Source organism: Bacillus sp. FH (assembly GCF_052216825.1).
GTDB lineage: Bacteria > Bacillota > Bacilli > Bacillales > Bacillaceae_G > Bacillus_A > Bacillus_A paranthracis.
Genome location: NZ_JBQOUU010000001.1, coordinates 807,795 through 834,421, shown reverse-complemented (window position 1 = coordinate 834,421; position 26,627 = coordinate 807,795). Strand labels below are relative to the sequence as shown.

General features: G+C 35.3%; 20 protein-coding genes. 16 read left to right on the top strand and 4 right to left on the bottom strand.

Features of this window, described 5'->3' with window-relative positions; all coding sequences use genetic code 11:
• The first annotated feature begins 286 nt into the window (after positions 1 to 286).
• The 8 genes from ACTT1L_RS04490 (at position 287) to ACTT1L_RS04455 (ending at position 11,235) form a co-directional block, all read left to right on the top strand.
• A complete protein-coding gene (locus ACTT1L_RS04490) occupies positions 287 to 820 on the top strand; it encodes a sigma-70 family RNA polymerase sigma factor (RefSeq protein WP_000864754.1) in 534 nt (177 codons plus the stop codon).
• A gap of 12 nt (positions 821 to 832) precedes the next feature.
• Positions 833 to 1,831 (top strand): anti-sigma factor, encoded by a 999-nt coding sequence (locus ACTT1L_RS04485; protein WP_071742853.1) that lies wholly within the window; start codon positions 833 to 835, stop codon positions 1,829 to 1,831.
• Positions 1,832 to 1,848: 17 nt separating this feature from the next.
• The gene (locus ACTT1L_RS04480) at positions 1,849 to 2,886 is read left to right on the top strand and encodes an LCP family protein (protein WP_000427602.1); all 1,038 of its coding nucleotides are present in this window, start codon (positions 1,849 to 1,851) and stop codon (positions 2,884 to 2,886) included.
• Between the two features lie 198 nt (positions 2,887 to 3,084).
• On the top strand, positions 3,085 to 4,347 hold the full coding sequence (locus ACTT1L_RS04475) for a dicarboxylate/amino acid:cation symporter (RefSeq protein ID WP_061131677.1): 1,263 nt from the start codon (positions 3,085 to 3,087) through the stop codon (positions 4,345 to 4,347).
• A 348-nt stretch (positions 4,348 to 4,695) separates the two neighbouring features.
• On the top strand, positions 4,696 to 6,399 hold the full coding sequence (locus tag ACTT1L_RS04470; protein WP_000727510.1) for a peptide ABC transporter substrate-binding protein: 1,704 nt from the start codon (positions 4,696 to 4,698) through the stop codon (positions 6,397 to 6,399).
• A 306-nt stretch (positions 6,400 to 6,705) separates the two neighbouring features.
• Positions 6,706 to 8,412, top strand: a complete 1,707-nt coding sequence (locus ACTT1L_RS04465; protein ID WP_061131678.1) for a peptide ABC transporter substrate-binding protein — start codon at positions 6,706 to 6,708, stop codon at positions 8,410 to 8,412.
• 284 nt (positions 8,413 to 8,696) lie between these two features.
• The gene (locus ACTT1L_RS04460; protein ID WP_242302572.1) at positions 8,697 to 10,403 is read left to right on the top strand and encodes a peptide ABC transporter substrate-binding protein; all 1,707 of its coding nucleotides are present in this window, start codon (positions 8,697 to 8,699) and stop codon (positions 10,401 to 10,403) included.
• A 112-nt stretch (positions 10,404 to 10,515) separates the two neighbouring features.
• Complete coding sequence (locus ACTT1L_RS04455) at positions 10,516 to 11,235, top strand: class I SAM-dependent methyltransferase (protein WP_442821814.1); 720 nt, start codon at positions 10,516 to 10,518, stop codon at positions 11,233 to 11,235.
• A gap of 40 nt (positions 11,236 to 11,275) precedes the next feature.
• On the opposite strand, the gene ACTT1L_RS04450 is transcribed toward ACTT1L_RS04455, so the two are convergent.
• Positions 11,276 to 11,671, bottom strand: coding sequence for a hypothetical protein (locus tag ACTT1L_RS04450; protein ID WP_042875367.1), 396 nt, complete (start codon positions 11,669 to 11,671; stop codon positions 11,276 to 11,278).
• 134 nt (positions 11,672 to 11,805) lie between these two features.
• Here ACTT1L_RS04450 and ACTT1L_RS04445 point away from each other — a divergent pair, with 134 nt between their 5' ends.
• The 5 genes from ACTT1L_RS04445 (at position 11,806) to ACTT1L_RS04425 (ending at position 18,535) form a co-directional block, all read left to right on the top strand.
• Positions 11,806 to 12,141, top strand: coding sequence for a hypothetical protein (locus tag ACTT1L_RS04445; protein WP_000842897.1), 336 nt, complete (start codon positions 11,806 to 11,808; stop codon positions 12,139 to 12,141).
• A gap of 70 nt (positions 12,142 to 12,211) precedes the next feature.
• On the top strand, positions 12,212 to 12,550 hold the full coding sequence (locus ACTT1L_RS04440; protein ID WP_000693976.1) for a VOC family protein: 339 nt from the start codon (positions 12,212 to 12,214) through the stop codon (positions 12,548 to 12,550).
• A gap of 257 nt (positions 12,551 to 12,807) precedes the next feature.
• Entirely contained in the window at positions 12,808 to 14,907 is a 2,100-nt protein-coding gene (locus ACTT1L_RS04435) for a vWA domain-containing protein (RefSeq protein WP_442821813.1), read from the top strand.
• A gap of 73 nt (positions 14,908 to 14,980) precedes the next feature.
• Positions 14,981 to 18,343, top strand: coding sequence for a tubulin-like doman-containing protein (locus ACTT1L_RS04430; protein ID WP_442821812.1), 3,363 nt, complete (start codon positions 14,981 to 14,983; stop codon positions 18,341 to 18,343).
• 57 nt (positions 18,344 to 18,400) lie between these two features.
• On the top strand, positions 18,401 to 18,535 hold the full coding sequence (locus ACTT1L_RS04425; protein WP_001116173.1) for a hypothetical protein: 135 nt from the start codon (positions 18,401 to 18,403) through the stop codon (positions 18,533 to 18,535).
• An 81-nt stretch (positions 18,536 to 18,616) separates the two neighbouring features.
• On the opposite strand, the gene gerSC is transcribed toward ACTT1L_RS04425, so the two are convergent.
• From gerSC to gerSA, 3 genes are read right to left on the bottom strand one after another with little or no spacing between them, the layout of a single operon-like run.
• Positions 18,617 to 19,753 (bottom strand): spore germination protein GerSC, encoded by a 1,137-nt coding sequence (gene gerSC / locus ACTT1L_RS04420; RefSeq protein WP_001252193.1) that lies wholly within the window; start codon positions 19,751 to 19,753, stop codon positions 18,617 to 18,619.
• Positions 19,754 to 20,851, bottom strand: coding sequence for an endospore germination permease (locus tag ACTT1L_RS04415; RefSeq protein ID WP_442821811.1), 1,098 nt, complete (start codon positions 20,849 to 20,851; stop codon positions 19,754 to 19,756).
• The gene (gerSA, locus tag ACTT1L_RS04410; protein WP_000534503.1) at positions 20,848 to 22,386 is read right to left on the bottom strand and encodes a spore germination protein GerSA; all 1,539 of its coding nucleotides are present in this window, start codon (positions 22,384 to 22,386) and stop codon (positions 20,848 to 20,850) included. The genes ACTT1L_RS04415 and gerSA overlap by 4 nt, the downstream gene beginning before the upstream one ends.
• Positions 22,387 to 22,718: 332 nt before the next feature.
• Here gerSA and fdhF point away from each other — a divergent pair, with 332 nt between their 5' ends.
• The 3 genes from fdhF (at position 22,719) to ACTT1L_RS04395 (ending at position 26,614) form a co-directional block, all read left to right on the top strand.
• Complete coding sequence (gene fdhF / locus ACTT1L_RS04405) at positions 22,719 to 25,658, top strand: formate dehydrogenase subunit alpha (protein WP_442821810.1); 2,940 nt, start codon at positions 22,719 to 22,721, stop codon at positions 25,656 to 25,658.
• Between the two features lie 12 nt (positions 25,659 to 25,670).
• Complete coding sequence (locus tag ACTT1L_RS04400) at positions 25,671 to 26,153, top strand: DUF1641 domain-containing protein (RefSeq protein WP_000729889.1); 483 nt, start codon at positions 25,671 to 25,673, stop codon at positions 26,151 to 26,153.
• 116 nt (positions 26,154 to 26,269) lie between these two features.
• On the top strand, positions 26,270 to 26,614 hold the full coding sequence (locus ACTT1L_RS04395) for a DUF2294 domain-containing protein (protein ID WP_000039582.1): 345 nt from the start codon (positions 26,270 to 26,272) through the stop codon (positions 26,612 to 26,614).
• Positions 26,615 to 26,627 lie beyond the last annotated feature (13 nt).

The window sequence follows — 26,627 nt, the reverse complement described above, 5'->3', positions numbered from 1 at the left end:
AAAGTCCACTATATGAGTGGACTTTTTTTGATGAGGAGGAAACGAATGGGTTGCAGCTATATGTAAATGATGTAGAAAAGTCATTATTGTTTTATAAGAAAATAATTGCTTTGAAGTTGTCGATCCAAATGGATATCTCCTCAGAGTTACGTATAAAAAAGGTAAACATGAAAAATGTTTACCTTTTTTTATGAAAATATTCAAAAAAATGAACCTTTTTCTAGGCTCATACGTCTAATACATGTAAAGTTAAATTTGAAGCGAGGATGAAACAGGAGGAGCAATTGTGAAAGTAATCCCTTTATATAAAATGTTGGTAAAAGAAGAAACAGATGTTTCCTTAGCGAAAAAAGGTGATCATGAAGCTTTTATGACTCTTATACATACAGAAAAAGTGAAGATGTATCGCATTGCAAAGGCTATGTTACGTGATGAGACAAATATAGAGGATGCGATACAAACAACAATTTTAAAAGCCTATGAAAATATAAAAAAATTAAAGAAGGAAGAGTTTTTTCAAACTTGGTTAATTCGAATTTTAATGAATGAATGTAACAACATTATTAGAACGTATAAAAAGGTAATTGTGACAGAAGAGAATGATTACAATATGAGTGCGTGCGATCAGTATGAAGATATAGATTTGTGTAATGCGATTCAATCGTTACATGAAGAGTTAAGAGCTGTTACGGTGCTTTATTATTATGAAGATATGAATCAAGAGAGTATAGCGAAGCTTTTAGAAGTACCAAAAGGAACAGTGAAATCGAGATTGGCACGTGCGAGGGAACAACTACAGAAACGATTAAAGATGGAATAGGAGGTGCAAAGGATGGATAATGAAAAAATATTTGATGAGAAATTAAAAAAGAGAATAAACGAAGAGAATGTTATAGTACCACCAGAGTTAAATGAAAAGATTAATCGTACACTACATAGTCTTCCGGTAAAAAAGAAAGGTTACAGAGTTTATATGATGGTTATAAGTGCTGCTGTTCTAGCACTTTCCATTGTGTCTATGTCGGAGTTTTCTGATCAAATTTTTGCTCAAAACGGCGGAGTGTTTGAATATGTAAAGAAAAAGGCATTTTCTGATTACGAAAATGAAGAGGAAATAAAAGCGAATGCAAATTATCCAGATAAAGAAAAGATTCATGAAAAGATGCTAGATTCCATTGATCATTTTAATAATATTTCAGGACAATTTGAGGAATATTCTAGTTCGTCAAGAATTGCTACAACATACAAATATGCGATTGATACGGAGCAACAAAGAGGAATCTCTTCAAAAGAAGACAAGCTAACGAAAAAACGAACCATTATATATAACGAGGGCAAGAAAAAAGAATTTGATGATGAGAAGTATACGTACAAAGAAACAAAATGGAGCCCGAAAGAAAGAAACTATGAACTATTAAAATTAAATCCTACGGGAAGGTTATTGAGAAAATCAGGTGAGAAAAAAAGATATGATGATGAATATGTGGGATTCGCGAAGTATAGTATTCAATCCGAATTTGCTGATTTATTAATTCGATATAAAGATTGGAATTATAAAGAAACGAAGTATCTTGGACTGGATTGCTACAAAATAGAAGGGACAATAAATATAGAAATGCCTGTAAGTACATCTGAAGATTTAAGAGGGAAATTTGAAATGGTTGTAGAGAAAAATACAGGGATTATGCTAAAATTCCTTAGTTTCCACGAAGGTATGATTCAATATTCGATTACAACAGAATGGATACAAATAAACAAAGGATTGAAAGAGAATACATTTCAAAAGGAAAGCACTAATTATGAGAAAGTGAAAAATATATTAGATGAATAGAAAACGGAGGAAACTATATGGAGAATCATTCTTCTTCAAGAGAAAAGAAAAATAAACGAAAATATAAAAAGACAACGATAATAAGTGTATTGTTAGCGATATTATTATTTGGCGGATTTGGATATGGTACTTACGTATATATGAAAACTTCTAATCTCGTACAAAAATCAAATGTTAATTTGGCACGTGGTGAAAAATCAAATTTACGTGAGGAAACGGTAAAACCGATTACTAATAATGTTTCACTTTTAATTATGGGAATTGATGAAAATCAAGAGCGACAAAAGGAGTATAATGGTGCATTTCATACAGATGCACTGCTGTTAGCTACTTTTAATAAAGATGATAAGACTGTGAAATTGACGAGCATACCACGTGATACATACACATATGTTCCGGTTGAAAAGAAAAAAGATAAAATAACGCATGCATATGGAAGTGGTTTCGTTAAAAATGGTAAAGATGGAGGGCCGCAAGCTTCAGTGGAAGCGGTAGAAAAGTTATTACAAGTGCCTGTTGATTATTTTGTAAAGTTTAATTTTAATTCATTTACTAAAATTGTTGATGGATTAGATGGGATTGAAGTAGATGTCCCAGTTGAATTTACGGAGCAAAATAGTAAAGATGAACCTGACGCAATCCATTTGAAAAAAGGACTACAAAAATTAACAGGGGAAGAGGCACTTGCCTTAGCAAGAACGCGTCATATTGATAGTGATGCAATGAGAGGGCAGCGGCAACAACTTGTTATGGAAGCGATTTTAAGTAAATTAAAAAGTGTAGGATCGATTACGAAGCTAGAAAAAATAGTTGAGGCGGTTGACGGTGATTTTAAAACAAATTTAGTAATGGATGATATTTTATCTTTTTATAAATACGGTTTAAACAGTTCAGTTGAAAAAATACAATTAGCTGGTGATGATTTATACTTACCTAATGGCCCAAACGGCCAACGTGTATATTATTATAATCCTAATAAAAAAGATCTACAGAGTTTGAGCAATACTCTTAGAACACATCTAGGATTAAGTGAAAAGCAGATTGAGGAGAATTAAAGCAGATGTGATGTCTGCTTTTTATTACGTTAAATAGTATGTCGTTTATATACAAATGTTATATACTGTTTTCAAAATTAACATAATAGTGTAACATAAAGTTAAGGTTTAAGTTACATAACAGAGGGCCATCACATAGAATAAATGTTAGTGATGAAAATAGTTTGGGAGAAATGAAAAAATAAGGGAGTATTAAAAATGAGAATTGTAAAGAATTTAACATTTCAAGTTATTGTGGCCATTATTTGTGGTATTGCAGTAGGAGCGATTTGGCCGAGTGTTGGACAAGAGATGAAGCCAATTGGTGAAACGTTCATCAATATGATTAAAATGGTTATTGCACCGATTATCTTTTTAACAATTGTGCTTGGTATTGCAAGTATGGGAAGTATGAAAAAGGTAGGTCGTGTTGGCGGGAAGGCACTATTATATTTTGAAATTGTTACAACAGCCGCTTTAATAATTGGTATCATTGTAGCGAATGTTGTGCGTCCAGGAGACGGATTAGACCCTTCAAAACTAAAGGGCGGAGATGTTTCACAATATGTACAAAGCGGACAAGAAATGAAATGGATGGATTTCTTTTTACATATTGTGCCGTCTAACATGTTTGAAGCATTTGCAAAAGGTGATATTTTACAAGTTTTGTTTTTCTCCATTTTATTCGGTGCAGGGTTAACGATGTTAGGGAAAAATGGACAACCGGTAATCGACTTTTTTGAAAGATTATCGAAAGTATTTTTTAACATTTTATCAATTGTAATGAAATTAGCACCAATTGGAGCATTCGGCGGGATGGCGTTTACAATTGGTAAATATGGTTTAAGTACACTTATTCCACTTGGTAAATTAATGATTTGTGTATATGCAACAATGGCATTATTTGTTTTTATTGTTTTAAATTTCATTTGTAAATTTTACAAATTTAGTTTGTGGAAATATTTAGCATACATTAAAGAAGAATTACTTATTGTTCTTGGGACATCATCATCAGAATCAGTATTGCCGCGAATGATGACAAAGATGGAAGACTTCGGATGTTCGAAGCCAGTAGTAGGTTTAGTCATTCCGACAGGTTACTCTTTTAACTTAGATGGAACAACAATTTATTTATCTATGGCTACTATATTTTTAGCACAAGTCTTTCACGTCGATCTTTCACTAGGTCAACAATTAACTATAATAGCTATTTTATTAGTTACATCTAAAGGAGCAGCCGCAGTAACAGGTGGAGGCTTTATTGTACTAGCGTCTACTTTATCTGCGATGAATGTTATTCCATTAGAAGGGTTAGCACTATTACTTGGTGTAGATCGTTTCATGTCAGAAGCACGTGCTATCGTTAATTTAATTGGTAACGGTATTGCGACTGTAGTTGTTGCAAAAAGTGAAAATGAATTTGATGAAGAGAAGTATACGAGAGTAATAGAGGAAATGAAAAAAGAGAAAATGGTCGGATAAAAAAGTCAGCAAAGCTGACTTTTTTATTTTTGTAGAAAAGAGGTTTGTTACGGTATACATTATTTATTAACAATAATTTACAAGTGTTTTATGGTGGAGGGATATAAAGACTATTAAATCAATACATAGAATTCAATGAGATATAGTGTTTCGAAAGATTATGGAATTTTTATGAATATTACTGTAAGAAAATAATTTTTTTAAAATTTTCAATAATAACACTTTACAAAACTCGAAAAATTAGTAGAATAATAGTTAATAAGAATCTTCTGATAAATATATAAAGAAAAACAGAATTATCAGAAAATTCTTAAATGAGAGCGTTAAGAATTAGGGAGGGTACAGAAAGTGAAAAAGAAAAAAATGAAAAAACTAACAGCAGTTGTAGCACCAGTTTTAGCAATGAGTATGGCATTGACAGCATGTTCTACATCAGGTGGAGATAAGAAGACAAGCACAAATTCTAGCTCTGGCGGAGATAGCAAATCAGAAGAAAAATTAGCAGCGAAACAAGTGTTCAATAAAACAGAAAATCAGGAAATTCCAACAATGGATACGTCGAAGAGTACAGATACTTTGGGCTCTCAAATTTTAGGGAACACAATGGAAGGCTTATACCGTTTAGATAAAGAGAATAAACCAATCCCAGCTGCGGCAGAATCAAGCACGAAGAGTGAGGATGGTAAAAAATATACATTTAAATTACGTAAAGATGCAAAATGGTCAAATGGTGATCCTGTAACAGCGAAAGATTTCGTATTTGCATGGCAACGTTTATTAGATCCAAAAACAGCTGCTGAGTATGCATTCATTGCATTCCCAATTAAAAATGCAGAAGCGGTTAATAAAGGTGAAAAACCTGTAACAGAACTTGGAGTTAAAGCAGTAGATGACCTTACTTTAGAAGTTGAATTAGAACAAGCAGTACCATACTTCTTAAACTTAGTAGCATTCCCATCGTACTATCCATTAAATGAGAAATTCGTAAAAGAAAAAGGGGATAAATACGGTTTAGAATCTGATACAACTGTATATAACGGACCGTTCGTTCTTACTGATTGGAAGCATGAGCAAGGTTGGAAACTGAAGAAGAATGATCAATATTGGGATAAAAAGACTGTAAAATTAGATGAAATTAACTATAGTGTTGTAAAAGAGCCAGCAACTAATGTGAATTTATATGATAGTGGTCAAATTGATTTCTCCTTATTAACAGGTGAATTTGTTGACAAATATAGAAATAATAAAGAGGAATATGGGGTGTATAACGAACCAAGTACGTTCTTTATACGTTTAAACCAGAAACGTGGTGGACAAGATACACCATTAAAGAGCAAGAAATTACGTGAAGCAATTGCGCTATCAATTGATAAAAAGAATTTAACAAATGTTATTTTAAATGATGGGTCAAAACCTGCAGATTATTTAGTGCCGAAAGGCTTAGCAGCTGGACCTGATGGGAAAGACTTCCAAGAAACGTTTAAAAACGGTGTTAAACCAGATGCGAAAAAAGCAGCTGCTGCATGGGAAGAAGCGAAAAAAGAACTTGGAAAAGATCAAGTTACAATTGAGTTTTTAAACTATGATACTGGTAATGCGAAAAAAGTTGGGGAATATGTAAAAGATCAAATTGAGAAAAACTTAAAAGGTGTAACAGTAAATATTAAACTGCAGCCGTTTAAACAAAAACTTAAATTAGAATCAGATCAAGATTATGATATTTCATATGGTGGATGGAGCCCAGATTATGCGGATCCAATGACATATTTAGATATGTTTGAAAGTAAGCACTCTCATAACCAAATGAGTTTCTCTGATCAGAAATATGATGAAATAATTAAAAAAGCTGGTGGGGAATTAATGAGTGATGCGAAGAAACGCTGGGAGGAACTAGGAAAAGCAGAGAAATTACTTCTTGAAGAAGATGTAGCTCTTGTACCTTTATATCAAAGTGCTAGATCTTATGTTATGAAACCGCATGTAAAAGGTGTTGTTAAGCATAATATTAGCCCAGAATACAGCTATAAGTGGGCATATGTTACTGAAAAATAATAGAGTTGAAAAAGTACTTCAAAGCAGTCTACATGCCTTGAAGTACTTTTTTGTTGTACCATTGAACGTGAAAATGAAAGAGTAGAGAAGAAATGAAATGTAGTAGATGGAGGATACGTGTAGTATGGTCATAGATAATAGAATGTTACTATTGTTAAGTAAAATAAATTTTCTAAATATTTTAAAAATAACTTTACAAAACCGGAAAAATTAGTAGAATATTAATTAATAAGAATTTTCTGATAACTGGTTATTAGAAAATCTCTCAAAAACAGCTTCGTACATATAATTGGGGAGGGTACAAAAATGAAGAAAAAGATGAAAAAGTTCACGGCGGTTGTAGCGCCAGTTTTAGCGATGAGTATGGCGTTGACAGCTTGTTCTGGATCTGGTGGGGAGAAGAAATCAACTACGACGTCTAGCGGTGGTGGGGAAGAGAAAAAATCTGAAATTAAATACGCAGCGAAACAAGTGTTAAATCGTACAGAGAATCAAGAGATTCCGACGATGGATGTTTCGAAATCTACTGATACATTAGGTTCTCAAATTTTAGGGAACACAATGGAAGGTTTATATCGATTAGATAAAGATAATAAGCCAATCCCAGCTGCGGCAGAATCTAGTACGAAAAGCGAGGATGGCAAAAAATATACATTTAAACTACGTAAAGATGCAAAATGGTCAAACGGTGATCCTGTAACAGCGAAAGATTTCGTATACGCATGGCAACGCTTACTTGATAAAAATACAGCGGCAGAATATGCGTTTATCGCTTACTATATTAAAAACGGAGAGGCAATTAATAAAGGTGAAAAACCTCTAACAGATTTAGGAGCAAAAGCGGTAGATGATTATACGCTAGAAGTAGAATTAGAAAAACCAGTGCCATATTTCTTGAATTTAATGGCATTCCCATCGTACTATCCTTTAAATGAAAAGTTCGTAAAAGAAAAAGGAGATAAGTTCGGTTTAGAAGCAGATACAACGTTGTATAACGGACCGTTCGTTATGGCTTCATGGAAACATGAACAAGGATGGCAGCTAAAGAAAAATGATAAGTACTGGGATAATAAAACTGTGAAATTAGAAGAAATTAACTATAGTGTAGTAAAAGAAGTTGCGACGAAAGTAAACTTATATGATACAGGATCAATTGATTTCACGCTATTATCAGGGGAGTTCGTTGATAAATATAAATCGAATAAAGAAGAGTATGGTGAATATTCAGAAGCAAGTACATTCTTCTTACGTTTAAATCAAAAACGTAATGGACAAGATACACCGTTAAAGAGTAAAAAACTACGTGAAGCAATCGCATTATCAATTGATAAAAAAGGTTTAGCAAACGTTATTTTAAATAACGGTTCAAAAGCAACAGATCAATTAGTACCAAAAGGGCTTGCGACAGGACCTGACGGTAAAGATTACCAAGATACATTTAAAAATGGTCTGAAATATGATCCGAAAAAAGGTGCAGCAGCTTGGGAAGCAGCGAAAAAAGAGCTTGGAAAAGATCAAGTGACAATTGAATTACTAAGCTATGATGATGGAACAGCGAAAAAAATTGCTGACTACTTTAAAGATCAAATTGAGAAAAACTTAAAAGGTGTAACGGTTAATACGAAAATTCAGCCGTTCAAACAAAAACTAAAATTAGAATCAGCACAAGATTATGAAATTTCATTTGCTGGTTGGAGCCCAGATTATTCGGATCCAATGACATTTATTGATATGTTCGAATCGAAGAGCCCATATAACCAAATGAGTTATTCGAATCCGAAATATGATGAAATGGTGAAAAAAGCAGGTAATGAGTTAATGTCTGATGCGAAGAAACGTTGGGAAACGTTAGGTAAAGCAGAAAAATTATTACTTGAAGAAGATGCAGGGATGGTACCTTTATATCAAACAGGTAGAGCATATGTAATGAAACCGAATATAAAAGGCATTGTGAAACATAACATTAGTCCAGAGTATAGCTTTAAGTGGGCTTATGTAACGGAAGGTAAATAATAAAAAGAGCGTGTTTAAAAGTAGATAAGTTATTTTTAACACGCTCTTTTTATATTCAATTAAATAGAGAAGAATAAGAAATGTGGTACTGACATATAGTAGATGGGGGAGAATTCGTATAGTAATAATAGTAAAATACATAGTTACTATAAAAATAAGATAATAAAAACTTTAAAAATGAGGGTAATTTATAGCGTGTTAATTGGTGAAAAAGTATTAATGATTATGTTCGTAGAAAATCTCTCAAAGTTAGTTTCGTACATATAATTGGGGAGGGGACAAGAATGAAGAAAAAGATGAAAAAGTTTACGGCGGTTGTAGCACCAGTTTTGGCAATGAGTATGGCTTTAACAGCATGTTCTTCTGGATCTGGTGGGGAGAAGAAACCGACTACAACGTCTAATAATGGTGGGGAAGAGAAGAAATCTGATATTAAATATGCGGCAAAGCAAGTGCTAAATCGTACAGAAACGAATGAAATTCCAACGATGGATACTTCAAAAAATACAGATACACTTGGCTCACAAATTTTAGGGAATACAATGGAAGGTTTATATCGCCTTGATAAAGATAATAAGCCAATCCCAGCTGTAGCGGAATCTAGCACAAAAAGCGAGGATGGCAAAAAATATACATTTAAATTACGGAAAGATGCAAAATGGTCAAATGGTGATCCTGTAACAGCGAAAGATTTCGTATTTGCATGGCAACGTCTAGTAGATCCAAAAACAGCTGCTGAGTATGCATTTATTGCTTACTATCTTAAAAATGCAGAAGCGATTAATCAAGGAAAAGGAGAAGTTTCGACATTAGGTGTAAAAGCGGTAGATGATTATACGCTTGAAGTAGAACTAGAAAGACCAGTACCATATTTCTTGAACTTAATGGCATTTGCGTCATACTATCCATTAAATGAAAAGTTCGTGAAAGAAAAAGGGAATAAATTTGGTTTAGAGTCTGATACAACACTTTATAATGGTCCATTTGTGCTTACTGATTGGAAGCATGAGCAAGGCTGGAAATTAAAGAAAAATGAGCAGTATTGGGACAAAAAGACTGTGAAGCTAGAAGAAATCAATTATAGTGTAGTAAAAGAACCAGCTACTAGAGTGAACTTATATGATACAGGTGCGATTGATTTCGCGCTTTTATCAGGTGAATTTGTTGATAAGTATAGAAATAATAAAGAAGAGTTTGGCGCATATTCGGAAACAAGTACGTTTTACTTACGTCTAAATCAAAAACGTGGTGGGCAAGATACACCGTTAAAGAGCAAAAAACTACGTGAAGCAATTGCATTATCAATTGATAAGAAAGCTTTAACGAATGTTATTTTAAATGATGGTTCAAAACCAGTGGATTACTTAGTACCAAAAGGTTTAGCAAGTGGACCAGACGGTAAAGATTTCGCAGAAACGTTTAAGAATGGTTTAAAACAAGACTCCAAAAAGGCAGCAGCAGCATGGGAAGAAGCGAAAAAAGAACTTGGAAAAGATCAAGTGACAATAGAGTTATTAAATTATGATACTGGTAATGCGAAAAAAGTTGGGGAGTATGTAAAAGATCAAGTTGAAAAGAATTTAAAAGGTGTGACAGTAAATATTAAGTTGCAACCATTTAAACAAAAACTAAAATTAGAATCAGACCAAGATTATGATTTTTCATATGGTGGCTGGAATCCAGATTATGCGGATCCAATGACATACCTTGATATGTTTGAAACAAAAAATTCGCAAAACCAGATGAGCTACTCAAATTCAAAATATGATGACGTTATTAATAAAAGTAAGACAGAATGGATGGCTGATGCAAAAAAACGTTGGACAGAATTAGGGAAGGCAGAGAAATTGTTACTTGAGGAAGATGTAGCACTTGTACCTTTATATCAAAGTGCTAAATCATATGTTATGAAACCGAATGTAAAGGGAATTGTGAAACATAATATTAGTCCGGAATATAGCTTTAAATGGGCGTATATTGAAGAGAAATAAAAAAGAGAAGAGCATTTTCAAGTTGCGGTATCGCACTTGGGAATGCTTTTTTATGTGCACTAATTATGGATGGGTGAATATATGTATTATAGAAAATTTAAAGGAGAATTTTATGAAACGAAACACATACATCGATTTCCTAGCTTATTATGGAATAGGGAGTGCTCATCCTGGTGGTTTTACGTTAACAAAACAACTGTTAGCACAATTGCCTTTTAGATATGGAGCAAATGTCCTTGAACTCGGCTGCGGTACGGGGAAAACAGCAGCGTATATGACAAAAGAATATGGTTATAGAGTAACAGCGGTTGAACAGAATGAGATTATGATTCAAAAGGCGAAAGATAGATGGTCGTTTGAAGGAATAGATATTCAATTAATTGAAGGAAAGGCAGAGCAATTACCTTGTTTGCATGACTCATTTGAATTCGTACTCGGAGAATCGATACTTGCTTTTACAGAGAAAGCAAGGGTTATCTCGGAGTGCTATCGTGTATTACAGAAGGACGGAAAGTTAGTTGTAATTGAAATGATTATTAATGCCCACATTGGGAGGGAAGAGGAAGAAAAAATCGCTCAATTATACGGGATGAAAGAACTATTAACTGAGAGCGAGTGGGTACAATTATTTCAGAAAGCAAATTTTCGGCGGGTTACTATTGCTGGCGGTGGTACAATTGCAGAAACAATCTCTAGCTATATAGAAGAGCCGGAATGGAATGTATCACAATTTATTCCGAATGAGTTATATGAGGCATGGGTGCAGCATGAAAATATAAGGCTTATGTACCAACATATTTTAGGTCATCGTATTTTTATATGTGAAAAATAAAGGAAAAGAGTTGGCTAAAGGTAGTCAACTCTTTACTATGTTAAATGAAAAATAATGCAGCTAATGTAATTCCGAAGATGAAACCAAATCCGAGTTCAACACCCCAGCCACAACCGCCACCGCCCCAGCCGCCGCAACCACAATTACTGCAACCACGACCGCCACATCCACAGCCGCTGAATCCACCACCACAACCAAATCCGCAACTATCACATCTGCTAAGGCCGCCGCAAAGATCGCAACCACCGTTTGCATAAGCGTCATAGTATCCGAATCCTGAATCAAAAGATGAGCGCTGTTGCACCGGTTCAATCCATACAGAGCTTTGTGTCACATCGATTATTTTACCTAAATGTATACGGCCATCACGGTCTTCAATCCGAACCACTTTTCCGAAGTAACGTCGGCACGTATCATAACATTTTTGTCTATGCATATTCATTCCTCCTTCCCCATTACAGTAATACGATATGTAAGGGGGACAAGTGCGGCTTGTACGAATGCCCTAACTATCATAATTGTTATAGGAAAGGGGAAATATAGGAAGAGGATATATAAGGAGGAAAAGGCATGAAATCTACAGATCAGTTTCAGACATACGAAGTACCGTGGGAAGAATTTATTGAAGCATTGCGAGAGGAAATGAAAAAGCAAGTAGGGGCAGATATTATTGATACAGTAGTTTGCAATTTAGAAGATGGTTTTGAAGTGTATACATATGTGCAGGGGGATTTGGATTTTGAATATAAGGAAGCACTGGAAAGGAAATACGGGAGTGATGCAAAAACTCCTAACGTGTTAACGATTATGTTATTAGCTGGCATTTATCGTACAAGTGAAGAGAATATACGCTTACATGCGGATCATAAAGATAATCCGATTGTTGAAGTGTATGTGAAGAAATGAAACACGCTGTGAAGGCGTGTTTTTTAATTTTATGATAAAATGTTAGAAAATTAAGAAAGGTGTTGATGGTTTGAAAATTAAACATCTTAATTTAACAGTTGCAGATGTAGTAGCTGCGAGCGAGTTTTTAGAAAAGTATTTTGGCTTAACTTGTAGCGGAACAAGGGGAAATGGCTTTGCAGTTATGCGTGATAATGATGGATTTATACTAACTTTAATGAAAGGAAAAGAAGTTCAGTATCCAAAAACATTTCATGTAGGATTTCCACAAGAAAGTGAAGAACAAGTAGATAAGATAAATCAAAGATTGAAGGAAGATGGATTTTTGGTTGAAGCTCCTAAACGTGCACATGCGTATACGTTTTACGTTGAAGCACCTGGTGGATTTACAATAGAAGTGATGTGTTAAGTCAAAAATCAAACTTTTTGTTATGTGTTTTTAAAATAAAAAGTAGGAAAAGTCTGTTTTAAGTGTAGAGCTTAAACAGGCTTTTTTACTTATAGTATCGGATAGAAAACGCTAGAAGGAATCATATTCAGTTTTTATAACTGTTTACATAATAAAGTTATGCTGCGTTCGTTGTCCTAAAATACAAGTCATATATCTTGTATCCTCTCATAAATTTAAACATAGGAATTTGTCTACAAAGGTGGCGAAGCCTCATCATGAAAATTCGAATTTGTGCCACATTCATGTTGTTTCTATTTATATGGTTACATCCTTTTTGGACTTTTGCAAAAGGAGAGGAGGCAAAGGAAAGGGTCGTTTCACTTGTATATGATGATTCGGGCAGCATGAGAAATAACGATCGCTGGAAATATGCCAATTATGCTTTGCAAAGTTTAGTTGCGCTATTAGATGAAAAAGATATATTTTCTTACGTTCCAATGAGCAAGCCGAATGATCCATTAAACATTTCGTTAACGAAGGATAAGAGACAAACGGAAATTGAGGGAATTGGAGCGTGGAAAACGTATTTAAATACTCCGTTTAGCGCAGTAGAAACGGCGATGCAATCTATAAAAAAGGAAGCAGATATAGATGGGAAACGTGAATTTTGGCTTATTGTCTTAACTGACGGGGCATTTAATGATTTAGAGAAAGATAAGATTGGCGGAAAAGAACAAATTACACAGAAGCTAGCACAGTTTAAGAAAGAAATGGATGCAAAAAAGATATCGTTACATCCAATTTTAATTACGATGGAAGAGGATTTAGGACAGCAAGAAAAGGCACAACTAAATACGTTTAAAGAAATATGGAAGAAAGAGATAAATGGAGTTACGATGCCATCTAGTGGAGAGGATGGTATTGTAAAAAGCGTCAATCAAGTGGCGGCATTAGTTGCAAATCGTGATCCGTTCTCCTCTGTTGAATCGATTGTAAAAACGAAAGTAGTAGGGAAGAAAGTAGAGATTACAACACCATTTCCGTTAAAGCGTATGACGCTTGTGCGACAATCGCCTTCTCTGCCCGATTATCAGGTCACACAAATTTCTAAACCATTACAATTACAATCTTCTTTTTCCATACATGCACCAGGTGAAGCGAAATTGTTCGGAAATATAGTTCATATCAGTGCGGAAAATGAAGAAGTTATTAAACCAGGAACGTATACGATAGAAGTGGACCGAGATATTGAGAAAGAAGGATTACAAGTACTAGTCGAACCGGCACTTAATTATACTGTTTCTACTTATGACAAAGAGGATAAGGATAGAAAAAATGTTGAGGAAATGTATGAAGATGTGACAGCTGTTATTGAAGCAAAACCTACTGAGTTGCCAGTTCAGTCTTCTTACTTTCAGGCCGAAGTAGAAATAGACGGGAAGCAATATGCGATGAAGTGGGACGATAAAAGACATGTATTTTATTACGAAACGAAGCTTACTAAAGGATTAGTACGCGGGAAAGTTCATATGAACATAAAGGGGTTTTACAGACAGACGAAAGAATTTAAAATCGAAACAACGAAAAAGCCTAAATTATCACTTCAAACTGTCACGAAAGATTATGAAGAAAAAGTAACAAATTTAGAGAATAGTAAACCATTTATTATACAACCACAGTTAGATGATAAGCCGATGACAGAAGAGGCTGTAAAAAAACTATTAAAATCTACTGGTGTCACATCTAAACAATCAATCAACTATGAAATAAAACAGCATGGTAATCAAATTTACATTTATCCTCGACCGCATTACTCCGACACATTCAATTTTACAGATACCGGCACCGTAGAAGCTACCATCGTAGTGCAGGATTCAAAATTACCAAAAGTAAAGAAAGATATAACACTCCATATTCAAAATGCGCCGTTTTATGAAAAGTATGCGCTTATTTTTAAGTTTGTTATTCCTATCACTTTATTACTGTTAATAGTAGGAATAATCGTTTTAGGATGGATTGTCCGTCCAAGATTTCACCGGAAAGCATTATTGTATTACGAATGGGATCAAGAGGTAGCGAAAGATTGGTTATATCAATCTGAGCCAGAGTTACTCAAAAATAAATGGTGGAAACATTATTTTGGTATTCCGTATAGAGCAGAAAGAAAGACTGTGCAATCCGTTACGTTTATAGCAAAGAAAGGATCGAAATCGATATTTGTAGCGAAAGAGTCACAAATAGTAGGAATGATTATTGATGGGATGTTTATAACAGAGGATGAGGTTGGAATGGAACATAAGACACTATATCCAAATGAACTTTTAGTAATTGATAGAGGATATGGTAAGGAGATTTACAAATACGAGTGTGAATAGTAGATGGAGAAAAGAGGAGAGTATTATTTTTCCCTCCTTTTTTCAAACAAGCAAGAATAGGAAGGTGGTTCACATGACGTTACAAGTTCCAACAATATTAATTGGTTTAGGTGGAATCGGTAGTACTGTCACACATCAAATATATGAAAGACTACCTGAGGAGCGTCGGAAAAAAGTAGCAATGCACGTATTTGATACAGATGTGAATACATTGAGTAAATTCGATCATATTCGAAAGTTTAAGACGCAAACGAGCTCTAGTAAAACACCTAGGGAGTATATTGCGGGAGATCCGACGATTCCAGAGTGGTTTCCGATGGATCCAACTATACTTGATAAACCATTAACAGAAGGAGCAGGACAGTTACGCGTCATTTCCCGTTTAGCGTTACGTGCTGCGATGAAAGAAGATAAATTAACGTCCTTTTGGCAAGAAATCGAGAAGATTTTTCCAGTTACAAGCGATCAAACGGAATATGGAGTACGTGTCATTATCGTAACATCACTAGCGGGCGGAACAGGTTCAGGAATGTTTCTACAAATTGCATTATATTTACGTGAAATGCTTCGAAAAAAACTGCAACATCACAACATTTTAATACGTGGTGCGTTTCTAATGCCGGATGTGTTAGTGAAGACGAGAACAGTTAGTGCGAAAGAGTTTGAAACGGTGCAAGCAAACGGCTATGCCTCGTTAAAAGAATTACATGCCATTACGCTCGGTTCTACAGGAGAACTATCCAAACGCGGCGGGGTTACGATTGAATTAGAGTATCGACCGGATCAAGTAGATGAGGATGGGAGAACAAATCACACGATTAAACAACACCATTTACCGTACAATTATTGTTTTTTATACGATTACGAAAATTTACATGGACACCATCTGCATAATTTATCAGATTATATGGAGCAAATGGCAAATACGATTTATTTACAATTATTTAGTCCGATGTCTGCAAATCATTTTGCACAGGAAGATAATCAAATTCAGCAATTAGCAGAATCAAGCGGGAAAGGGCGATATTGCGGGGCCGGAACGGCAAAGATTATTTATCCATATGAGCATGTGTTAAAATATTGTGCTTTAAAATGGGCCGTGCAAGGTTTAGATGAATCGTGGCTTCATTTAGATCAATTGTTTCAAGAGAAGAAGCATAGATATGACCAAGATGTAAAACGGGGTATGCAGCGTGAAAAGCCAGAGCGCGGGAAAAGTTATTTAGAAGATTTAGAACATCTTGCTACTCGTCCAGAGCAGGCTCATATTTTCTATAGACAAATGTACAATGAAACGCGTGAAGGAGCAGAAGGCGGCAAGGTTGGTGTTGCGAAATCTAAACTGTTTTTAGAAGCTGTAGAGAGTTATGTACAGCGTACGGTACAAAAAGACGAGGAATTAAATCGTCTGCAGCATGAGTGTAAAATTTCGGCTGCGAAGCTAAAAATGACGGAACAAATGAAAGGTGAAGTAGCAAGGGTCGATCATGCGGTTCGTTTATATGCGTATGCGATTCCGAGCCGTGTACATGAACATGTAACGACACTTTTATATGACATGATTGAATCAGACCGTTTTTCACCAAGTGGTTCTGAAGGCCAGTCATATCAATTAAATACATGGTTTTTAAAGAAAACAGATCCAGTTCATCCAGTAGCAGCTCGTTTTATGTTGTATGAAATTCGAAAGCAGTTAGTGGAAAAAATGAATCGACTACATGAAAATAATGAACAAAAGCGTAATTTAATTCAAAATTACGATAAGAAATTTAATGTGAGTAACATTGATGGAACGGTAACAGCTGTACGTCGAGTAGAAATTGCGCAACAACAAGGTTGGTTCGGAAAAATGATTAATAACCAGCAGCGTTTATTTAAAAAGGAATTTGAAGATATTGTAACGCAGTACGTACACAAATTAAACGAATACCGTAAAGAAATGCTATTAGAACTCGTGTATCAATCGTTATATCAAGCGGTTAATAAAATGATTCAATATTGGGAAAGGTTTTTTGATAATTTACATGAAACACGTGAAAATTTATTGTTCGAAATTCAAAAACGAAGCAAAGAATTTGAAGGGAAAACAAACCCAACGAATGTATACGTATTAGCGGAAGAGAAGTTACAAGAAAAGATATGGCAAGATATGCAACAACATTTATATTTAGGTGTATTACCGAAAGATATATCAGCAGAAATTTATATGAGCTTATACGGAGAATATTGCCGGGATGCGAAAACAGAAGAAATTCAATCGAAAAAGGTAGAAGACTTTTATCGTGAGCACATACTAAGTTATTGCTATGATGAATTACAAATACGCTATCGCGATAAATTAGAGCTGAATATCGTTGAGGCATTACGAAAAGAAGCGGATTATAAGAATCGTGATCGTGATGAATATGTTCGTGAAAAAATTGAAGACTTGTTCCATTTAGCAAGTCCATTCGTGCCGAAAGTTTCTCATCATAGGGAATTACAATATTGGGGTATACACCCATCTTTAAAGAAAGAACTGCAAGAGGAATTAATGCAAGAAATGTTTAAAGAAAAAGATACAGTAAATGAAGCTTTCTCGCCATTTGAAGTCATTTGTTATCGTGCACATTACGGTTTATCACTACAAGACTTTCCTAAGCTTTCGTCTGGACATATTGCAAATGGATTTATGAATGATAAAGGTGATTATTTTCAGTCGTACTATCGCCGTGTAAACAAGTTGAATAGTAAAAAATCTAGTTTAACACCGCATTTAGATAAGTATTGGCACTTACCAGCATTCATGCCAGACTTAAATGCAACGCAAACGAAGTTAGATTATGATAAATGTAATCGAGCTCTTCTATACGCGTATATATATCGCTGGATTAGTTTAGTTGCTGTTGATGGTCAATTCGTGTATCAATATAACGGCGTTGGACGTAGTTTCTTAATTCAGTCGATGGGGAAAAATATTTCAAGCGAAAGTTATAAATTGCACAGAGCGTTACTTCATAATCCGTTCATTTATGAAAACATCTTATCCAGATTTGAAGAAGAACAAGAAAAGGCGATGATACAAGGTGGGCATTTATATACACATCCATTTGTATTAGGTGCTCAAGATATTAGATGGCTACGTAAAGAGCATGTCCATAATATTTTAGATATGATTTTAATGTATGACCGTGAAGCGAAATATGATCCAACGTTAGAAGAAACTTCTGATGAATTATTAAGGTTATTCCTTGATGAAATTGAGTTATATTTCCAAAACTATTACGGTACAGGTGCCGATATGGTTGCCAAGAAAGAGAAAGAAATGTTTATTAAACAATTGTGGGATCGTTCGTACGCGAAAGGATACGTAGATCCAAATAGTGCGCCTTATAAAAAATGGCAAAATTTATTAAGCGTTCATGATGAAGAAGAAACGCCAAAAACGAATGTATAATGAATGAAAAGGGAATCCTTAAAAGTGGCAATACAACTTTAGAAAAGAGGGATTCCGATGCCGTTTTTAGGAAGTGTATATCAAATATTTGGATTGTATCCAGAAATTTATTATGGGATGATTTCAGCTGAAATTGCGGAGCAGCAAAGATTGGAACAAGCGGAAAGTGAAGAACAAGAAACAGAAGTGTAACTGTATAAGAAGCTTCAAAATAAAAATGATAACACGCTACTTACTCTTTAAACGTATAAGAGCAAGTAGCGTGTTTTTTTGCTATTTAATAATCCCATTTTCTAAAATTTTAATCGTAGGTGTTACTTTCACGTTAGCTTTTGAAAAGACACTCGGCCAAGCGTCTTCAACTTTTTTCCATTCTTCATATTGAAACGCTCTCGCATAATCACCAAATCCGAATGGATCGAGTTGTTGTTTTTGAATTTTGTGGATTAAATTGTTCAAATCTTTGTTTAGTTGTTTTGTAATAAGAGAAGTTAATTTCTTCCTATCTTTATCTATATCCATATTGAATGTAAGTTCAGATACGGCAATTTTTAAATCCATTTTAACATTAAATTTGAAGTGGTTATCGCTATAGCCTGTACGGATATCACGATTCATGCTAAGAACGTTTATTGATACGAAATCTTCACCTTCTGTATCTTTTAGATGACTATTACTTTCAACTGAATGCGAAGGGATTTTCATTGTAAGTGAAACAGGTATATTAGCTTTTTTTTGCAACATGAGCAGAAGGGCACTTTCATAGCGATTTAAAGACATCTTATAAATTCCGCGAGAAGTTAAAAGTGCAGAGCCTGTAACGATAACATCTTTTTTTCCTTTTTTTATTTCTGAAATAGCAGGTGTTATACCTTTATTAAACGTTTGTCTATGAAATTCATGAAATGGTGTGAAAACTGTCCGATTGTATAATTTATTTGTATTAATTAAATCTGTTAAATACTCAGGAAGAGCAGGTTTATCTTTAAAGTTATTATATATAACAGAAGAAATTGGCCCGTCTACTGCAACCATGCGCATGTTTCCTGTATTTTTAGGATCGCGGTACCAAACATCAAGGTAAGGCATAGCACCTTCTTGTTTTAAAAATTTCGTGCTAAATAAAATGAGCTGTAACTTTTCTGTAGACACTAAACCGCTACTTGAACTATTAAACGTTGCTTTTGCTTCTCGGGGTGTACGTACTTTCGCTTCATGAGTTTCGTACTTTTTCTCCACATCTTCATTAAAAATAGGGTTTACGTGGTACACAATTAATTTACCTTTTGCTTTTGCGTCAAAGCCGTAAATTAATGAAATCGATTGTTTTTCTAAGTCTAGACGATCTCCACAGCCTGTTAAAAAGGTTATGAGAAAGCAAAGTATAGTGAAATGAATAAAGCGCCTCATTTAAACTCTTCTCCTTTCCCAATACTGATATAGTGTCATGTATAAGAGAAATACGACTGGAAATAGAAAAACGATAAAATAACTGGCAGCTCCCCAAAATTCTCGCAACGCACTTATTTGGTAAGAGGAAGGGATATAAAAGAATAGAACGAAAATGCATCCGAATAATAAAATCCAAACAGGTAACGAACTCCCTTTTTTGTTAAGTAATTGATTGATTCCATCTGAAGCGGTAAAAATATAAGGAATGCACGAATCGAAAATAATGAAGAGGTAAAATGACAAAAAGATAATTTCAAACCGTTCCAGAAATGAAAAGTGAAATGGTGTAATAAGAGAAAGAGTCGGCCATAAAAACTTAGTTATACCATCTGGGCTAAAATAAACGAAAGAAACGAACGTAACTTGTAGGTAGACGAATAACGTAATCATATTTGCAAGAACGATGCCTTTTTTTGCAGCTGATTTGTTAGTTAGATAGGGATAAAGGACGAATGCAAACTCGAATCCGAGAGATGCAATGATAGTTGATTTCACTGTGGTTACAACTGGTAGCCATCCTTCCTTTAGAAAGGGAAGAAGATATATCCAATGACCATCTTTAAGAGGGATAAACAATAGTAATGGTATCCAGAGGGTAAAAAGCACAGTGAAAACGGCAAAGCGACTAATAATAAGTACACCTTTACATGCAAGCATAAGCATTGGAATAGAAAGCAAAATCATAATTAAAAACATTGGAGTTCTAGGTAAAATCCAAATGTGAATGACATATAAAAGAGAAAAGATTAAGGAGACCGCAGCAAGTATAGCGTATAAAATCCAAAGAAGCATAGCGAATTTTCCTAGCCACTTCCCAAGATAACGAGTCAGCATATCAAGTAAAGTATGCCCAGGATGCTTTTCCATAATTTTTACAATACATAGACTGACTAAAGTAGTGATAGCGCATCCAATAATAATAGAAATCCATCCATCTGTATTCGCCCCTTGTGCAACTTCACGAGGAAGTGTAAGGACACCGAATCCTACTTGAACACCACTAATCGTTAAAATGTATTGAAATAAACTAATCTCCCTCTTTGCACGCTTTGTCACTTCTCTTCCTCCGTTCCTTCTATATCGCGTTGTCGATTCTCTTGTTTTAAGTTAAGGGATAGTGGACGCTTCTTCATTATTTTCCATGGTAAACGTATAAGAATATCTTTTAAATCCGAAGCAAATAACGGAGAAAAAGGACTACCATAAGGAACACCGAGAGATTCCATAGAAAGTATATGAATAATAATGATTGCCATCCCAACCATAATGCCAATGACACCAAATAAAGAGGCAATTATCATCATTGGGAAGCGAAGAAGTCGAATTCCTGCAGACATTTCTAGATTAGGGATGATGAAAGAAGCGACTGCAGTAATAGATACGACGATAACCATGACATTACTTACTATTCCTGCTTGAACTGCAGCTTGTCCGATGACAATCCCTCCTACGACGCCAATGGTTTGTCCAACGGGACCCGGAAGCCGAACTGCAGCTTCGCGGAGCATTTCAAGTACTAATTCCATCAAAAGTGCTTCTAATATAGGAGGAAAAGGAATTTTAGCTCGAGATTCTCCAATCGTTAACAATAATTTAAGTGGAATCACTTCATAATGAAAGGAAATCATAGCAATATAAAGAGCAGGAGCAAAAATTGCAATAAATAATCCAGTGAAACGAAGTAATCGTATAAAAGATGGAATCATTGGCCTGAAGCTGTAATCATCTATCGTCTGAAAAAAAGCTGAAAAAGTCATTGGTCCAATTAATACGCCTGGTGAACGATCTACAACAACAGCAATTCGCCCATCTAGAATATGATGTGCTGTTGTGTCAGGGCGTTCAGTTATTGATAATTGCGGAAAGAGAGTAAAGGAATTATCTTCAACAAACCCCTCTAATTCACCAGTAGTAAGAATCGCATCCACTTTTACTGATTCGATACGGGATGCCATTTCTTTTACGACATCTTCGTCCGCAACATCTGCTAGATAAAGCAAAAAAACCTTTGAAGTAGCTCGTTCACCAACAGTGAATTCCTTCACTTTCAATTCGCGATTTGGAATATATCGACGAATAAGTGCAAGGCTGTCGCTCGCTACTTCATTAAATCCTTCGTGTGAGCTTTTTATGGAGCTCTCTGTTGTAGGCTCTTCAATGCTCCTTTTTGGTGCCGCTTGCGTATCAAGCTCTAAAGCGGATAATTGCCCGTTTATAAATAAAATACTTTTGCCGTGTAAAAGAGATTGTTCAATGTCTGTCCACTGCTCAATCTTTTTAATATTTCCGATAGAAACAGAGGCTTCCCAAAAATCGTCTTCATTCCACTCTTTAAATAAGAGAGGACGAAGGATGTTTACGTTAATAACAGTTTTGTCTACAAGTCCTTCCATATATATAAGTGCAGCTTCCTGTCCGTTTTTTAATGGAAAATTGCGTGTTATTAATTCTGGAATACCGCTAAACAGTTTGGACAAGTGCTTTAAATTAAGGGAAAGGGAAGAAGAAATAGATTTATTTAATGTGTGATCAGCTTGCTCTTGGTTAGAAAAAGATTTTTCACCACGAATCCATTTATTAAAAGACCCCATTTGTTTGCTTACTCCTTGTTATGTTTTATCCCGATTGGTGAGGGCTGATTAAAGTTTCACTTTATATGGGTTATTATGGATAGTTCCATACGGACATATGCGTAGTTTAAATTTTATATTGTATATTTTTAACTTTAACGCTATAATTATAGTGTTAAAGATGGAATCGTGATATGACCTGTTATGACTCTATCGTTTTATTTATGAATAAATGGATTGGTATTTTAGCAAGATGTGCTAATAAACTACTCCACCATGATAATAACGTGCCGAAATGTGGTGCGTATATTTTCGTGGTGGAGTTTTTTTATTCTCAAAAAGGGGGAAAGACCATGAATAACAACATGGTTCATATTACAATTGACGGAAAAAAGTATACAGCGGAGCCCGGTTCAACGATATTGGGTGTTATAAATGAGAACGGGATTGAACATCCGCAAATTTGTTACGTGCCAGAAGTAGATCCTATTCAAACATGTGACACTTGTATTGTAGAAGTTGACGGAAAGTTAATGCGCTCTTGTTCGACAGTAGCGACAGAAGGTATGAACATTGAACGTAATTCTACTCGTGCGAAAGAAGCACAAACAGAGGCGATGGATCGGTTACTAGAAAATCATTTATTATACTGTACAGTATGTGACAACAACAATGGGAACTGTAAACTGCATAATACGGCAGAATTAATGGAAATTGAACATCAAAAATATCCTTATGAACCGAAAGTAGATGTAAGTGAAGTTGATATGACGCATCCGTTTTATCGTTATGACCCGAATCAATGTATTGCATGTGGTCAATGTGTAGAGGTGTGTCAAAACTTACAAGTAAATGAAACATTATCGATAGACTGGGAAGCGGAACGCCCACGAGTGATTTGGGATGAAGGAGTAAATATTAATGATTCTTCATGCGTTAGTTGTGGTCAATGTGTAACCATTTGTCCTTGTAACGCTTTAATGGAGAAAACGATGCTCGGTGAAGCTGGATTTATGACGGGACTAAAGCCAGATATTCTTGAACCGATGGTAGATTTAATTAAAGAAGTAGAGCCTGGATATAGCGGTATTTTTGCGGTATCAGAAGTGGAAGCGGCCATGCGTGATACTCGTACGAAGAAAACGAAAACAGTATGTACATTTTGTGGTGTAGGTTGTTCATTTGAAGTGTGGACGAAAGGGCGTAAAATTCTTAAAGTACAACCTTCTTCTGATGCGCCAGTTAACGCAATTTCTACTTGTGTAAAAGGAAAATTTGGTTGGGATTTCGTAAATTCTAAAGAACGAATTACGAAACCTTTAATTCGTAAAAATGGAACGTTTGTTGAATCAACATGGGAAGAAGCGTTGAATGTAGTTGCAAGTAAATTAGGATCGATTAAAGAAGAGTACGGTAAAGATGCTATCGGTTTTATTTCTTCATCTAAAATTACGAATGAAGATAATTATGTGATTCAAAAATTAGCTCGACAAGTATTTGAAACGAATAATATTGATAACTGCTCACGTTATTGTCAATCACCAGCGACAGACGGATTATTCCGTACAATTGGTATGGGCGGAGATGCTGGAACGATTAAAGATATTGCACAATCTGGTCTTGTTATTATTGTAGGTTGTAATCCGACAGAAGGTCATCCTGTTTTAGCTACACGTATTAAACGTGCACATAAATTACACGGACAAAAATTAATTGTGGCTGATCTTCGTAAAACAGAAATGGCAGAGCGTTCAGATGTCTTTATTAGTCCAAAACAAGGAACAGATCAAGTATGGTTAATGGCTGTTACGAAATATATGATTGATCAAGGCTGGCACGATCAACGATTTATTGATGAGAATGTAAATTTCTTTGAAGATTTCAAAGAGAGCCTTACAGCATATACACTTGAATATGCAGAAGAAATGACTGGTATTTCAAAAGAAACACTGATTCAAATGGCTGAAATGATTCGTGATGCAGATGGTACATGTATCCTTTGGGGAATGGGGGTAACGCAAAATACAGGTGGATCTGATACTTCCGCTGCAATTTCAAACTTACTACTTGCAACAGGTAATTATCGTCGTCCAGGCGCTGGTGCATATCCGCTTCGAGGTCATAATAACGTACAAGGTGCTTGTGATATGGGTACTTTACCAGGATGGCTTCCTGGATATCAACACGTTACGAACGATATGGAACGTGCGAAATTTGAAATGGCTTATGGAGTGAAAATTAATAGCAAACCAGGTCTGAATAATATTGAAATGCTTCACGCGATTGACGAAGGGAAAATGAAAGCTATGTATCTTGTCGGAGAAGACATGGCTCTTGTAGACTCTAATGCGAATCATGTACATGAAGTATTATCAAGCCTTGATTTCTTCGTTGTGCAAGATGTTTTCTTATCTAAAACGGCTCAATATGCAGATGTTGTATTACCAGCAGCGCCATCTCTTGAAAAAGAAGGTACGTTCACAAATACAGAGCGTCGTGTTCAAAGACTATATCAAGTTCTTCCTACGCTTGGAGATGCGAAGCCAGACTGGTGGATTGTGCAGGAAGTTGCGAATAAATTAGGTGCAAACTGGAGTTATAGTCATCCAAGTGAAATTTTTGCTGAAATGGCAAGTTTATCACCACTATTTTCACAAGCAAACTATGAAGTATTGGAAGGATGGAATAGTTTCCATTGGGGAAGTTTTGATGGAACGAATACACCGCTTCTTTTCCAAGATGGATTTAACTTCCCGGATAAAAAAGCTCGTTTTGCGATTGCTGACTGGGTGCGCCCAGCTGAATTCCCAGCTGAGTTCGACCTTCATATTAACAATGGTCGTATGCTTGAGCACTTCCATGAAGGGAATATGACAAATAAATCAACAGGTATTCAAACGAAAGTGCCTGGCGTTTTCGTTGAAGTTTCTCCAGCACTTGCAAAAGAACGTGGAGTAAAAACTGGTTCATTAGTCCGTCTTGTCTCTCCGTTTGGAGCGTTAAAATTACGTGCACTTGTAACAGATCGTGTAAAAGCGAATGAGTTATATTTACCGATGAACTCTACAGATAATGAAACAGCAATTAATTTCTTAACAGGTCCTGCCGTTGATACGCGTACGAACACACCTGCTTATAAACAGACGAAAGTGCGTATGGAAGTGCTGGAAGTTGATGGCGAAAATCCGATGCCAAAAGCGAACCCGCGTAATAAAAAACGTCATCCTCAATCTGGTATTGAGGTACATCGTAAGTGGGCACGTCCAGGGTATGTGCATTTAACGGATAAGTAGGAGGAGAAAAATATGGCTGCACCTATAAAAATGATTCAAAAACAAGAATTAACTGAGGAAGAAATAAAACAGAAAAAATTAGACGATTTAAAAGAGCTTCTAGCTAATAATGAAGACGCTCTAAATCAAATGTTTAATATAGTAGGGGAATTGAATGATATTGGCATGCTAGAAGCAGCAAATTCTATGCTAAAGGCGAAAGAACCAATCGCAAAGATTGTTCTTGGTCAAGTGACTCGTGAGCCCGTTACAAATTTAATTAATAATATGATGGGGGCTGCGGGTGCTTTAACAGAACTTGATCCGGAGCTTACGAAAAAGCTTATAGGTAGCTTATTAGTAGGGCTAGAAAAAGGTAATGAACATCTAGAGAGTAATAAAAAAGTAGGGGTATTCGATCTTATGAAAGTATTGAAAGATCCAGACATTAACCGTGCTATCGGGTTTGGGCTTCATTTCTTAAAAGGTATGGGAAAAGGATTAAAAGAAGAATAAACTTCATGAAGTGAACCCTTTCGCCCAAATGTTTGTACGAAATAGTTTGGGCGGAAGGCTCATTTTGGTAAAATATATAATAAAGTAAAATGAGGTTTTTTGGGAGGTATAATTGTATGTCAAAAAAAGTACATGAATTTAATGATATGATTCGAAAACTTCGAAAGGAACTTTTCGGAAAAGGGCCAGAACGAATTCATACTGTTTTTGCTGAAAATATGGCGATTGCGACTCTTTACGGAAACTTAACACCTACTGAAAAATTCATTTCAAGTACAATGGACGGTGCGGAAATGGTTCATATGGCTAGAACGAAAATGATTCAAGAAGTGTATGCTGCAAATTCCCGTGAACATTTGGAGGAACTTGTTGGAGCGAAATTAGTGAATTTGTTTTCAGATATGAAAGTAGAAGAAGATATTGCAGTTTCGGTATTTGTTTTTGATAAAAATATAACGTGAGAGAAGGATACTG